The sequence below is a fragment of the Candidatus Thiodiazotropha sp. AKAK2 genome (assembly GCF_058244685.1).
This window is the reverse complement of the sequence record NZ_JBSYOP010000015.1, coordinates 241180-255100: the sequence shown is the minus strand read 5'-3', so window position 1 is coordinate 255100 and position 13921 is coordinate 241180. Positions and strand designations below refer to the sequence as shown.

Genomic DNA, 13921 nt, shown 5'->3' with positions numbered 1-13921 from the left:
TGGTATGATCTGATTTTTCATATAAGTAACTATTAATCAATAGTTTAAACATCAATTCATGAGTGATACTGGCAAACTGCACTGCATCATCACAGCTAACCTCTAAAAGCTCCTCATCCGTTAAATCCACAATGCAAACAAGCAGTTAATAACCACCCTCCAGGCGGGGTAAAGATCGCTGCAAAATCAGCCTCTATCGTTGAATTTAACGAAAAATGTCGACAATTAATCCTTGTATTGCATATATCAACACTGAATATCGTTAAATTTAAGGTGAAATGTCGACAGTTTTCCTCTATATTGCACCGCAGCATCTGTACCCTACCCATTTTAGTGTTTGATAAAACCGGAGGCAGCCGTATGACGATGCATAAGACCGATGTGCTTTTGATTGGTGGTGGCATCATGAGCAAAACGCTGGCTATGCTGGTGACACAGCTCGATTCCTCTCGTCATATCACAGTGGTCGAGCAAGCGGCAACCTTAGCCACCGAAAGCACCCATGCCTGGAACAATGCAGGCACCGGACATGCGGGTTACTGCGAACTCAACTACACCCCTCAGCAAAGTAATGGTGAGATCGCCATTGAAAGAGCTTTGGGGATAAACGCCCGCTTTGAGGAGTCCCTGCAGTTTTGGAGCGGATTGGTTCGCAAGGGTGCTCTTTCGAAACCCTCAGCCTTTATCAATCCGGTGCCCCATATGAGCTGGGTAGAGGGAAAAGAGAGCGTCAACTACCTCAAGCAGCGCCAGCAAGCACTGGTCACTCATCCTCTGTTCGAAGAGATGGAGTATGCGGATGATCCGGCCACTCTAAAGGAGTGGTTACCTATGATGATGGCTGAGCGTGATATGGCGCAACCCATGGCGGCCACACGAGTGGCACACGGAACAGACATCAACTTTGGCGAGCTGACCCGCTCGATGGGTGAGCATCTTTCCCATGAGGAATCTGTCGACTATTGGCTTTCAACCGAAGTCTTGGGATTGAAGAAGGTGGGAGATCGCTGGCATGTGACAACCAAGCACGCGCTGGCAGGCAAGCGAACCATCGAGGCACGCTTTGTATTTGTCGGTGCGGGTGGTTGTGCCCTGTCTCTGATGCAAAAGTCAGGTGTGGATGAGGTACGAGGTTATGGTGGTTTCCCGGTCTCAGGGATCTGGCTTGCCAGTGAAAACATCAAAGCCGCGGCGACCCACAATGCCAAGGTTTACGGCCTGCCACCTGTCGGTGCACCGCCTATGTCGGTACCGCATCTCGATACCCGGGTGATCGATGGTCGCCCTGCCCTGCTGTTTGGGCCCTTTGCCGGTTTCACCACACGATTTTTGAAAAGTAGCAGTCTTTTTGATTTGATCAATTCGATACGCTCTCACAATCTGAAGCCGATGATGGAAGTGGCAAAAGAGCATTGGGCGTTGACCCGTTATCTAATCAAAGAGGCCATCAGTTCCGGTGATCAGCGTCTCGAACAGCTTCGCACCTTTATGCCATCGGTAAAGCCGGGTGAGTGGCATCTTCGCCCAGCCGGACAGCGGGTTCAGATCATCAAACTGGATGAGAAAGGTCGTGGCAAGTTGCAGTTCGGCACCGAGGTAATCAAGACGGCCGATCGCTCACTCGCCGCTTTGTTGGGCGCCTCCCCTGGAGCCTCTGTCAGCGTCTCAGCCATGATGGATGTTATCGAGGATTGTCTACCTGATTTGCTACAAGGTGAAGCAAGACTACGCCTCGAAGAGCTGATTCCTTCCTATGGTCACTCTCTGGATGATGATCTCGATTTGGTGCATTCGGTACGACGCTATACCTTGGAGACTCTGGAACTGGATGAGCGAAAACCAGCAGATGTTCCCGGGCAAGGTGAATTTTTGCAAACAGGCAGTTGATTCGATTGTTCAGGATGAATCGATGGATGCTTGTCTCGCTCAGAACAGGCAACAACGCTCTATCTTTTTACTAAGGTGCTCAAGCAGATTTGCTAGATTGCAGATTATGTAATGGCATCGTGTAGGAATTAAACCGTAGCTGGAATCAAGTTATTTGCTTGTGGATACCTCAGGTGCAGAGTGCACTTGATTACGCCCCATCCGCTTGGCACGATAGAGTGCGATATCCGCTTCTCGCAAGAGCTGATCTGTACTTCCGGTTACGCCAGGAATCATCGTTGCCGTACCCGCACTTGTGGTCACCACGGCACTGACTGAGGAGTGTTCGTGGTGGATTGCCAGCATCTCTACAACACGTCTAATCTGTTCAGCCACATGGGCCACACCTTCACGATCAGTATTCGGCAGGATGATGATGAACTCCTCACCGCCATAGCGTGCCACCATATCGGTTGGACGCATGAGTTGTGCATAGATCGCTTCAGCAACGGCTACCAGACACTCATCGCCTGCCTGATGCCCATAGGTGTCGTTGAAGGCCTTGAAATGGTCCACATCCATCATGATGACAGAGAGAGGTTGCTTGTCCCGACGCAGGCGCGACCACACCTCTTCCAGATAACTGTCCCCTCTTCGTCGGTTGGCAACACCGGTCAGACCATCCATGTCCGCCAGCCCCTGAAGCTCCTGGTTCAATTGTTCAAGCTTTGCGGTACGTTCGACCACCTTCTCTTCCAGAGTATGGGAGTACTCCTGTACCTGTTCATAGAGGCGCGCATTTTCAATGGCAACCGAGGCCTGTGCGGCGAGCAGTTTAATGATCTCCACCCGTTCTTCGGTAAAGACACCTCTTGCCAGGTTGTTTTCCAGGTATAGGATTGCTTCGAAACGCTCCCGTCTCAGTGGCACACAGACGACTGAAACCGGTTTCAGACTCAATACATAGGGATCCTGTGAGAACTGCCCCTCCTGGCTTGCATCATGCAACACCACAGCCTCGCCACTATAGAGAACATGACTGATTAGGGTTACAGGTAAGGGTATCCGTGTATTCTCAGGTCCAGGCACCTGAGAGTGTGTTGGAACATCTCTGCTGGCTAGGCCCTGGCTCGGCAGTTTTGCAGCTTCGATATTCAAGCGCCCTTCCCGGCGAACAACCAGGCAACCCCACTGCCCACCGGCATTTTCCAGCAGTATGCTCATGGTCGTCTGCAGTAACCGGTCCAGGAGTATCTCTCCGGAGATCTCCCGGGAGGCTTTCATCACTGAAGCCAAATCGAGATCCTGTTCGAATCCCCCGATACCCAATCCCCGGTTGGCCTCTGCAAGTTCATTGAACAGAGAGAACTCCTGCTCAAGCAGTTTTACTTTCCGTTTCGCACCCCAACGGTTGTAGAGATGGTGAGCACTGCGTAAATAACCTTCGGCAGCGCGACCCCTGCCGAGTATTATCAGGTGACGTGCAGCCCGTTCTGCAGCAGTCGCTTCATCGTGAAGGAATCCACTCTTTCTGGCTGATGCAATGGCTCTGTCATAGTGCTCCAGTGCACTCTCCCTGGCACCATCGAGACGCTCAAGCTCCGCCTCCATCAAGTATTGAAGGTGGCGAAAGTTAACTTCGCAATTATCAGCCCAGCGTTTCATGCGGGCATGATCACTTAGCAGTCTTTTCCTCGTATCAGCCTGTTGCTGAATAGACATCTGCGGATAGTGTGTTGTCAGGGTAAGAAAGGCAATGATGTAGAAGCGCACCAGCTGAGGCAGTGACATGGCGGACTTGATCAATTTGTCCTGCTCAGTGACATGATGTAATGCTTGGTCAAAATCACCATATAACAGACAGATCTCGGCATGATAGATATGGTAGTTGGCAATACCCGTCATGAACTGACGCTGGTGCATGCCATTCAGGCACTCTGTCTCATCGAAGTCTTCATCGCTCAGGCTGCAACCGCTCTCGGTAAGACCGAGCAGATTACGTTGAAGTTGCAGAAACAGGCTGCCCGAATCCAACGAATCCTGGTAGGCACACTCACGGACGATCTGTAAGTTGTCGGCATGTATCTGCTCAGCCGTTTCCAGGTCCAGTGATGGATCCCAGATCACACAGTCCTGGGCGCTGTAGGCTAGATAGAGCAGGTCCCCTGACTGATAGCCGGCTTCTATACCTTTGCGGAACCAGGTGGTCAGGCTGCTCCAATGGTTGTTCCAATGGTGTATGAACATGGCATAAACATAGATCACCCGCGCCCTGAGAGTTGTATCATCAAACTTTTCGTTGATCGCGAGCCCGAGCTTACCGTACTGATAGCCCAACCCGGGTTCGTCAAGTTCACCACACAGCAGCATGCCGTAGGCCGCATAGACAAAAGCAGACTCTGAGCAGTTGCCATGACGCAGTGAGAGGTTGACCCCTTTCAGCACCAGATAGGGAAAGAGGTTGCCGCTACCGGAGAGAAATGCTGCAGGAAAAACCTCCATCAACAAGCGCATCGAGATCAGTGTTGAAGGATCTTTCAGAGCTGGTGCATTTACCAGATCGTGGACGTTTCTACCGGCCAGATGTTGGGCCAACCGGCTACGCTCCGCTGCGATATCCGCTTCAGAAGGCTGCTCTGTTAGCTTCATGCCAAGCATTTCCAAACCCTGAATGCCGGATTGAATCGACTCATCCATTCTTCCGAGTGTTGCGTACTGGCGGGTACGGGTTGCCAGGATGTCGGCGCGTTCCAGATTGGTCTTAGCGTGCTCCAGCAATATCTCAATCCAATAATCGGCTTCTTTTGTGTGGCCGGTAAGGTAGGCAGACTGTTGCGTCTCTTCAGCCAATGTCTTCATGATATCCGGAGTCTCAACCCAGGGATCATCCGGTAGCAACTCAGCGGCAATGCGCAGGTGGTTTAAAGCTGATTCATAGGATGAGGATTGTCTGGCGTGAATTCCGGATCGCAGATTGAACTCAGCAAGTTGTAATCGCTCGTTGCTTGAATCGATCAACTTACGGCTTACATTGAGGTGACCGACTATGTCGATTAGCCGCTCTTCTGGTACAGAGTCCCCCAGATGCTCTAGCATCAGACGACCGATAGAGAGATGTACTGCTTTAAGCCATTTAGTGTCGATTAATGCATAAGCGGCCTGCTGGATACGGTCATGCAGAAAACGATAGGTAGGATTGATTACTTGATCTTCAGCCTCATTGAGAGTCAAGCTATCGCCTGTCAGCCTGTAGTCACTCTGCATCGGTTGCACAATGTGCTGTTTGATTGCTGGCAACAGCGTTTCAGCGGTTTCGGCAGGAGTATGTTCATAAATTGTTGCAAGTGTCTGCAGATCGAAACTGCTCCCAATACAGGCGGCCAGTTGCAGCGTCTTTTGGGTCTCATGTTGCAACTGCCTCAGGTTGTCTACCATGAATTCGACAACATCATTGCTTACTCCCGCCCAGCGGGCTGCATCCAGATCCCAGCTCCAATAGCCATTGTCACGATCTCTTGTAATAACCCTATCTTTGTGAAGCTGCCGCAGCAGCTCATTGGTAAAGAATGGATTGCCTCGTGCTTTGTCAAAGAGCATGTCGCTCAGAGATCGGGTCTCATGCTGTATACGATAGAGCACATCTGCCACCAAGTTGGCCACAGATTCCCTGTCCAATGGACCTAAAGCGAGCTGGTGAATATTTTTTCTTGTCTTAAGGTCATCTAGCAACAAGCGCAGTGGATGCCCGGTTCTTACTTCGTTACTGCGATAGGCTCCAATTAAAAGCAGATTGTTCAGCTCGCGTGAAGTAACAAACCGTCTCAACAGTTCCAGTGTTGGAGGGTCACTCCATTGTAAGTCATCGAGAAACAGCACCACTGGGTGCCCTTCTCCTGCAAATACTCTCAAAAAGTTGGTCAATACGATATACAGGCGATTTCTCGCCTCTGCCGTAGGTAAATCTATAACAGCAGGTTGATCACCGATGATCAATCCCAACTCTGGGACCAACTCAATAACCAAAGCGGCATTCGGTGCCAGTGCCTCCAGTAGACGGTGGCGCCATTCCACCAGTTGATCTTCCGTTTCAGCAAGAATTTGATGCACCAGACTACGAAATGCTGTAGTAAGGGCCATGTAGGCTTTGCCATGCTGGAATTGTTCGAATTTACCCTGAACCAAAAAGCCACGTTCACGTACCAGAGGTTGATCAATCTCATTCACCAGGGCCGATTTGCCTACCCCCGAATAACCACTGATGAGACAAAACTCGTTAGCTCCAGATGCTGCTGATTCAAAAAGTGATAATAACGTCTGAAGCTCTCGCTCCCGCCCATAGAGCTTTTGCGGCAGCAGGAACTTCTGAGCAATGTCGGCTGTGCCGAGGTTAAATGGTACTATCTCCCGCCCGCCGGCAATCGGGTCAGCACATGCAGTCAAATCATGCATCAAGCCATCAGCGCTTTGATAGCGTGCTTCAGGACTTTTCTCCAATAGTTTAAGGACGACCTTTGAGAGTGTTTCTGGAATTTCAGGTTCTACCTCATGGGGCGCTGGCGGTTGACAACTGATATGACCATGCACCCATTCCAAGGGATTATTCGCCTGCAGTGGGCGCCTTCCCGTCAGTAACTCGAACAGTACGACACCAAGTGAATAGTAGTCGGACCGATAGTCCAGGCCTCGATTCATTCGTCCGGTCTGTTCCGGAGAGATATAGGGTAATGGCCCTTCGATCTGTCGCGACATCTGGATGGTTTGTCTCTCCTGGTCCAGCTCCGAGGCGATGCCGAAGCCACTCAATGCGATGGCTTTTTCATGCGAGTCAAACAACACATGTCTCGGGGTCAGTGCTTTATGCACAATATCCTGGCTGTGAATATCCTTTAGTATGGATACCAGCTGAAATGCGACTTCGAGTACCTCTGATATGGGTAATCCTGTACCACCCGCCTTGGAAAGGTGGGTATCGAGAGTACAATCATACAGATCTCCCACCAGTGCCAGATTACCACAGCCGTGAAGCAGTATTTCGTGTATCCTGCGCACACCATTAACGTCTGTAAGACGTTGGGTGATGATACCCTCTCGGCGTAACAGAGCGACCTGCTGGCGTTCTGGATATTCCACATCGAGGGTCTCGATCGCTACTTTACTGCCATCAGTTCTCTTGTTTGCTTGAAAGACCACACGATCGCCGGAACGGTAGAGAACCGGGCCGATGTCATACGCGGATAACTGAAGGTTCACAATAACACGCTGGATCAGACGTCAAACATCCGCTTGAATGTTTCACAGTAATCCTCGAATGCCGTATCACGCAATGGATCCCCATGACCACACAATGCATGTTTGAAAGAGAGCGCCTTGAGACGGGCAAAATCTTCACCCCCGGGTGCGGCCCGCTGCACCCACACAGGTCCCAGGTTGGCCGGCGTAAAAAAACCCATACTCTGCATCAGCTCGGTTGAACTTTCAGAAAAATACTGATCCGGATGTTGCCAGTTTTGTAAGGCATCACAAGCGATAAGAATGCCATCGGCGCGGTCGATATGCAGTATCCCCTCAGGTATCTGTGTGGTTTTAAAGCTGAACAGGGACGCATCGGCAATCGGCAAAGGTGCGTTGCTAGAAAGTGTGTTCGTCGCTTTCAGGCCGGTCTCATGCTCCATACCAGGCATTGCCCAGTACTCAGCCCCATATCGGTCTACGTAGAAAGGATCGTCACGACCATGCAGAGAGCCGAGACGAATTACGTCAGTGACCTTGCCGAGCTGATCCAGCTCTGACAACCCATCATCACTCAGGCGTACACTGTTGATGATGATCAGACGATCGCCATCACGTACGATGATCATGTTACGGCTGAACTTCCAGTCGATACCCTGGAGAACAGTCTCCATGGCGCCGCTAACGAAAAAGATATTGGGGAAGACTTCTTCAATCTTGCCATGTTGCAGTGCTAGTGGAAATTGATCCATGGTACTAATCCTCAATTAATAGCTCAGTTATAGATTATTTTTCCCACGTACCGATACTCCCGAGCATACTCATTGAGATAATCGTTGAGGTATCGTCGTTGAGACATATTCAGGCGTCCCTGCCGGATATCCTCTATGGTTTCGCAGCCATTGCTGCTATCAAGTCGTTTAAGATGAAACAGTGTCATGTCGCGCCCACCAAAGAAGCTTTTCAGATACTCGTGAAGCGGTCGTGCACTGGACATATCGAATACCGCACCATACAAGCCGGTATAGAGCGGATAGCGGGATAGAGTCTCACTATGGAATAGTGGGAAGTCACCCGCTGGTGGAGAGAATGGCGGATACACTTTGGCCTGGTGAACTGCTTGCTTGCTGAGCGACTGAATGAAATTTCGATCCAATCCAGCCTGTCGGGCTCCTTCGATCAGGATATTCAAGTAACGGCGACTCGGCAGGCAGCTGTCATCGATAAAATCTGGCATTCCTATATAAGTATAAGCGGAAACTGATTCATTCTTCGATAGCACATCGACTGTCGTGCGATGGTATCCGAAACCACAGGCCTCGGTTGCATCCAGGGGCTCCAAATACTGATCGGGGCAAGTATATAAGATTCCATCCACCTGCTCTCGTGCAGATGCTGGTTGGATATTCCCAACGCCTCCTTCATGGCGGAAGAAGTGCTGCACATTAAAACGCAAACGCCAGCCCGGTAGAACTGCAGATTGTGATGAAGTGGGCTCCACACCTTTGGCACGCAGTGAGATCAGATTCATATTTGAGCCGTAACCAAAATAGTGAAACATTCTTCTATCAACAAATTTGATACAGAGATTGAGAGTAGCCCAGCCTCAGACACTTCTGGGCATTGGTATTGAGTGTTAATTAATAAGAAACAACTTATTAACACACCCCTTTGCTAATGACAGGTGTCGATCTAACCGGTCTTCAACGCCTGGGGGTAAACTAGATTTGTTTTTGTAAACCGTTCTGACCTCAAACAATACAGGGTTTTGATGTGAAATCAACCGTATCCCTTGGTGATATCCGTTGTCCTGAGTATTTCAAATCTTTGACAAAGAGGTGTGCCACTCTCTATCTCGATGCCAGTAGCCTCACACGACTAAACGCTGAACTGTATCAGCCAGGGCATGGCCCAAATTCTGGTGTTGTTCCAAATCCAAGTGAACGCCATCAACCCTACTCGTATTCGTTATCATTCCCGCATCAAAAAAAGCACAATCATTTTCACTGGCTACACGCTCGATGGCGGCAGCTAATCCAACCGCCTTTCGTTCAGCGCCTTCAAATTTCGCGGCAATCTCACCTTTTGGTACTTGTATGGTTGGCGGAGCTATAACCAGTATTCTGGGATGTGGCATGCCAGACTCTATTGGGGCCTTCCGAATCGCCATGATCAAACTATTAATGCCCTGGGCGGCATGCCAGGCGGTATGGTTGTGCATTGACTGGAAATCGTTGGTACCAAGAAAAAGCATAACCAGAGATAGCGGAGAGTTGATCTCAATTCTCTGCTCCAGACCCAGCAACCCATTTCGGCCTGCTTTGAACGGATCTTCAAATACCGTTCTCCGCCCGTTCAGGCAATCTTCGATGATCCGCACCTGATTGCCTCGACGAAGCAGTTCCAGCTCTAAAACACCTGGCCAGCGTTGATTGAAATTAAACCGGCCTCTGGTACCAGGAATTATCCCCCAGCTCAGAGAGTCTGCATAAAGCAATATTTGCTTCATTGTGAAACCACCAAGTGTTCAGTTAGTTCGCGATAGGTAGGATGAGAGAACAATTTTACTACCTTTAAGGCTCAAAGCGACTTTCAACTTATCTATCATATCCATCGTAATAATATTATTAAATACATTAAGTTAATCTCATATCTTCTTGTTTATATTGTTATTTTATCGTTCTATTCTGTTTCTTATTAGAGACAGTTTTCGTATGCTGAGAACCTCAAATCTTATCGGAGCCCATCCGGGTAACCATGGAGAAAAATGCATATCTATCAGTTGTTGTGCATTCAGGCAATGTTACTGATGTTATCAACATGAATTTGATTTTTTGAAACCCTGGCTTTGTCCAATTCCACATTCACGACCTAAAACCACTTAAGATGTACACGTGGAGTCATCAACTATAAAAGTGCCTGTACTGGTATACACGGTCATTTGTGGGTGTAGTAATGGATCTAAAATATCTACCTTAATCACTTACTCTGATCTATCTTAATTGTAACGGGTAGTGTCAAGGCTCCTTTTTCTGCCGTTGCAATTTCACGTCGAGCTTGAACGACAATCGAAATTGCTGAACTTATTGCGAGTACTGAAACCACTGCCGCTACAACTAAATCAGGCCAGCGGCTTGCCGTGCCCAGCACACCTAATGCGGCAAGTATAATCATCAAATTAACGATCGAATCATTCCGGCTGCAGAGCCAGACTGAACGCATGTTGGCATCACCGTTACGAAATCTATAAAGCATCATTGCGACACTCAGATTGGCAATAAGCGCAATCAGGCCAATCAGCCCCATCGTGTAGGCTTCAGGTGCTGCACCATAAAGACTGGCCCACACCGTTTTGCCAACAACAAGTAAACCGTATGCCCCCATTGAAATGCCCTTGATCATGGCTGCTCGTGCACGCCATAGAATTCCTAATGAGAGAACACTCAAAGAGAGTGCATAATTTGCAGCATCGCCTGCAAAATCTACGGCATCAGCCAGGAGTGATACTGAATTAGCATAGAGGCCACCGATAATCTCAATAGTGAACATGATCAGATTGACAAAAAGCGCCACCCATAAAGCCTTGCGAAATTCCGGATTTGCAGCTGCCGCGCCGTCTGAACAATGATTTGATGAGCAACAATTTTGCATGTAGTTCTCAGATTGTATGATTCATGTGGTTTGATACATACTTGGAGGGTCACTCCATGAATCTTAAGCCAATGAACGTGTTATAAACATTGTAGAATTGAGTTTTGGTATTTTCAGAGTTATGTATAATCGAACTGATTGAGATATCCAGGTTGAATGCCTTACTGGATTAGACTAATCAGCTGCTTATAAGCGTTTTTTGAGTACGAACAGAAAAAACGGGATTGTTACACATTAGGTGAGCCAGCAGTTACTTGGAAATCAAAATAATCTAGCATTATTTATCGATTTATCAGTGTGTTACTAAGCTTTTATAGTTTTGTTCTAGATTGTGAATTGTTCTGGGCCTAGGGGTTATCACCTATTTGAGAAATCTTCTGTTGCTATTAGTATTAGCACAGAGATACATGGAGAGAAATCGATGTCCACAATCAACCAGATCAACAATTTATCGAATGCATCTGCAGCTCAACTGAGCAGCAGTGAGAGCATCAGTGGATCATCGTCTAAAAACTGTAGCGACTGGTTTACCGATAGTTCGTTTGATTCCTCACTACCAATTTCCGCATCCAATAGTTTTGATGCTGGTACCTCAATCGATCAAATGAGCCAGAGTATCTTATCTTGTCTGAGTGGCAGTTCACTTTAGACACTCTTTAAATAATCCACGCACACGATGCCTCAGTTTATTCTCAGTGATAAGCCTGATTGGAGTCGTGCTGCTCAACGGTTAGTAAGCGGCTGCAAAATACTGGAAGACCTGAATCAACGAATAGCGTTGATGGAGAAAGTCTGTGATAGCCTGGGGGATGAACTCTACCCCGCCTTCCTAAAAATATTGTGCATTATTGGCAAAAATGGTGACCATGATGCCAAACAATTGATAACAGAGACCCTTGTAGAAGCGCTACTTACCGGGCGTTTGCCTTCTGGTAGAATGAGTGCATGGGGAGCTGAGAGTGCACGTGGCAGCAACTTATTTGGGCAAACAAGGAGTTTGGGGCCAATAGAGTACGTGTTCACCTGGTATGCACAACCATCTGGTAGGAGCCCATTACCAATACAGAGCTTTCATCATGCAGCGTCTGAGTTATTGGACTTGATCTCATCAAACCCAAAAGCTAAAAAACTCTACTGCACTAAACTAACTGCTGATATTGAAGACCCTCTCGATGGCTCATTATCAAGGAAATCCCGTTATGCAATTGGTAATTTTGTTGAAGCCTGGGAAGCAGACAAATCGACTGATGAAGTATTAAGTAGCTTTTTGGATACACTTCAGGGTGACAGCTTGAGTAGATTGGTAAATATACAATCACAGTTTACCTTTTAAACTGACTATAACAGTACGAAAATGCATTCAACGTGGTATTTTCTGGTTTCAGTTATTCCTTCAGTGATCAGAGTAATGCGTGTCTCGCCGTTATTGGCCCTATCCTCCATATAATTTTTGAAGTATCGATGGTGCCTCTTCTGCGTGTTTATGCAATTCTGTAATCAATAGCTGGATAAGGGAAGTTATTGTTATGAACAGCATTATAATGGCTGCCAGCATCTTTAGGGACATAGATAGAAAAAAGACATTAAACTGTTGAGCATAACGATTTACAAGACCCATCATACTGTCGATCAATAAAATCACTACAAGCATTGGAGATGCTATTAAGAGGGTTAATTTAAAATAGTAGTAGAATTCTGATCCGAGGACAGAGACTCCTGTAGTTTTGAGATTCGGTAAACCACTTTCGATCGGCCATATCAAATAACTTTCAAATAAAACGCCATTAAGTAACAGTAACCCACCAGCTGTAACAAATATATAGTTGGCAAGCCGTGCTAGAAAAGACCCAATTAGGGTAGTTTGACTCCCGGTCAACGGATCCTGAACTTGAGCTATGGAAGTTCCTATCTGGTTGTCGATTATTTGCCCGGCTGTTTCAAATGCCCACAGATAGACACCAAACAATACACCTATAGTCAGACCCACTATCGCCTCTTTAATGAAGAGAATAAGCCAGGCAGCAGTGTGAATTGCTTTAAGGTCTAATGATGGTTGTATAACAACAATCATGATCGCCATGGATAAAAATATTGCATTTCTGACCAAAGCCGGAATCAATTCTGATGTAAAAAGAGGAAAAATTATGAAAACAATGGCTATACGTGTTGATGCCAAACTTATTGTCAAGGCATTTTCTGATAAGTACTGTAGGAGATCGAATCCATCCATGGAATAGAGTTACTTCACCAAAATAGCAAATTCAGAGAATATACGATCAGTAAAGTGAAATAGTGTACTTCCAGCTAATGAAGCAGTTACAAAGATTGTCAAGATAATTGCAAAAAATTTGGCAGCATACTGAAATGTTTGTTCCTGTAATTGAGTCGCAGCTTGAATAAAGGCGATAAAAATGCCTACTAATGCTGCAACGATAACAGGAGGACCAGCAAGGACTATGACAAACCATAAGGCCTGTTGTGTTATTTTTATGATTTCCTGGTCGTACACAGAATTACAAATAAGATAAAACTAGTCCATGTGCCAGTTTTGCCCATCCATCTACTAGCACGAATAAAAGTAGCTTAAATGGTAATGATATTACTGTTGGAGATAACATCATCATACCCATAGCCATCAGAACATTTGCAATAACGAGATCGATTACTATGAAAGGTAAAAATATTAAAAACCCGATTTGAAATGCTGCAGTAAGCTCACTGATTGTGAATGCCGGAATTAGAACGATAAAATCATCAACACGAACTTCTTCTTCACTATTTTGTGCATTAGAAACCATTCTCTTGATAGAGTTAAAGAAAAACTGACGCTCTTCGAGATCTGCATGTTTTGATAGAAACTGTCTCATAGGTTCTTTTGAATTGTTAACTATCTCTAATATTGTTGATGTATCCTTTAGCGGATTTTCCATTTGAGAAATATCGTTATAAATTTGTTTACTTACCGGATACATGACATAAATCGATAAAACAAGTGCCATCCCATTGATAATCAGATTAGGCGGAACCTGCTGGAGACCAAGCGCATTGCGTAACAAGCTTAGTACGACGACTATCTTAGTGAAAGAAGTAATCATGACGGCGACAAAAGGCGCTAATGCAATTATTACTACAGTAATAAGTGCAGATGAGGGTGAAAATTGTGTTAAATCCATTT

The 13921-nt window shown here is 46.8% G+C and carries 10 protein-coding genes; 2 read left to right on the top strand and 8 right to left on the bottom strand.

The window, feature by feature from the left end; genetic code table 11:
* The first annotated feature begins 360 nt into the window (after window positions 1-360).
* Window positions 361-1887, top strand: coding sequence for a malate dehydrogenase (quinone) (mqo, locus tag AC4IE8_RS05105; RefSeq protein ID WP_068994903.1), 1527 nt, complete (start codon window positions 361-363; stop codon window positions 1885-1887).
* Window positions 1888-2037: 150 nt separating this feature from the next.
* On the opposite strand, the gene AC4IE8_RS05100 is transcribed toward mqo, so the two are convergent.
* The 5 genes from AC4IE8_RS05100 to AC4IE8_RS05080 form a co-directional block, all read right to left on the bottom strand.
* Window positions 2038-7116, bottom strand: coding sequence for a diguanylate cyclase domain-containing protein (locus AC4IE8_RS05100; protein ID WP_490790478.1), 5079 nt, complete (start codon window positions 7114-7116; stop codon window positions 2038-2040).
* A gap of 14 nt (window positions 7117-7130) precedes the next feature.
* Entirely contained in the window at window positions 7131-7847 is a 717-nt protein-coding gene (locus tag AC4IE8_RS05095; protein ID WP_068994901.1) for a hypothetical protein, read from the bottom strand.
* Window positions 7848-7870: 23 nt separating this feature from the next.
* The gene (locus AC4IE8_RS05090) at window positions 7871-8656 is read right to left on the bottom strand and encodes a gamma-glutamylcyclotransferase family protein (protein WP_068994900.1); all 786 of its coding nucleotides are present in this window, start codon (window positions 8654-8656) and stop codon (window positions 7871-7873) included.
* Window positions 8657-8965: 309 nt separating this feature from the next.
* Entirely contained in the window at window positions 8966-9604 is a 639-nt protein-coding gene (locus tag AC4IE8_RS05085; RefSeq protein ID WP_068994899.1) for an SGNH/GDSL hydrolase family protein, read from the bottom strand.
* A gap of 470 nt (window positions 9605-10074) precedes the next feature.
* The gene (locus AC4IE8_RS05080; RefSeq protein WP_068994898.1) at window positions 10075-10746 is read right to left on the bottom strand and encodes a cation diffusion facilitator family transporter; all 672 of its coding nucleotides are present in this window, start codon (window positions 10744-10746) and stop codon (window positions 10075-10077) included.
* A 781-nt stretch (window positions 10747-11527) separates the two neighbouring features.
* Here AC4IE8_RS05080 and AC4IE8_RS05075 point away from each other — a divergent pair.
* Complete coding sequence (locus AC4IE8_RS05075; RefSeq protein ID WP_490790477.1) at window positions 11528-12079, top strand: hypothetical protein; 552 nt, start codon at window positions 11528-11530, stop codon at window positions 12077-12079.
* A 99-nt stretch (window positions 12080-12178) separates the two neighbouring features.
* On the opposite strand, the gene sctT is transcribed toward AC4IE8_RS05075, so the two are convergent.
* Genes sctT through sctR form a run of 3 tightly spaced genes read right to left on the bottom strand, consistent with a single transcriptional unit; the run spans window position 12179 to window position 13919 of the window.
* On the bottom strand, window positions 12179-12976 hold the full coding sequence (sctT, locus tag AC4IE8_RS05070) for a type III secretion system export apparatus subunit SctT (protein WP_490790476.1): 798 nt from the start codon (window positions 12974-12976) through the stop codon (window positions 12179-12181).
* Window positions 12977-12985: 9 nt separating this feature from the next.
* The gene (gene sctS / locus AC4IE8_RS05065) at window positions 12986-13255 is read right to left on the bottom strand and encodes a type III secretion system export apparatus subunit SctS (RefSeq protein WP_068994894.1); all 270 of its coding nucleotides are present in this window, start codon (window positions 13253-13255) and stop codon (window positions 12986-12988) included.
* A 4-nt stretch (window positions 13256-13259) separates the two neighbouring features.
* Window positions 13260-13919, bottom strand: a complete 660-nt coding sequence (gene sctR, locus AC4IE8_RS05060) for a type III secretion system export apparatus subunit SctR (RefSeq protein ID WP_490790475.1) — start codon at window positions 13917-13919, stop codon at window positions 13260-13262.
* Between the last annotated feature and the right edge of the window lie 2 nt (window positions 13920-13921).

Coding starts and splice junctions, on each gene's coding strand:
- AC4IE8_RS05075 (WP_490790477.1), top strand. CDS start 11,528: ATGGAGAAAGTCTGTGATAGCCTGGGGGATGAACTCTACCCCGCCTTC.
- AC4IE8_RS05090 (WP_068994900.1), bottom strand. CDS start 8,656: ATGTTTCACTATTTTGGTTACGGCTCAAATATGAATCTGATCTCACTG.
- AC4IE8_RS05095 (WP_068994901.1), bottom strand. CDS start 7,847: ATGGATCAATTTCCACTAGCACTGCAACATGGCAAGATTGAAGAAGTC.
- sctT (WP_490790476.1), bottom strand. CDS start 12,976: ATGGATGGATTCGATCTCCTACAGTACTTATCAGAAAATGCCTTGACA.
- AC4IE8_RS05080 (WP_068994898.1), bottom strand. CDS start 10,746: ATGCAAAATTGTTGCTCATCAAATCATTGTTCAGACGGCGCGGCAGCT.
- AC4IE8_RS05085 (WP_068994899.1), bottom strand. CDS start 9,604: ATGAAGCAAATATTGCTTTATGCAGACTCTCTGAGCTGGGGGATAATT.
- sctR (WP_490790475.1), bottom strand. CDS start 13,919: ATGGATTTAACACAATTTTCACCCTCATCTGCACTTATTACTGTAGTA.
- mqo (WP_068994903.1), top strand. CDS start 361: ATGACGATGCATAAGACCGATGTGCTTTTGATTGGTGGTGGCATCATG.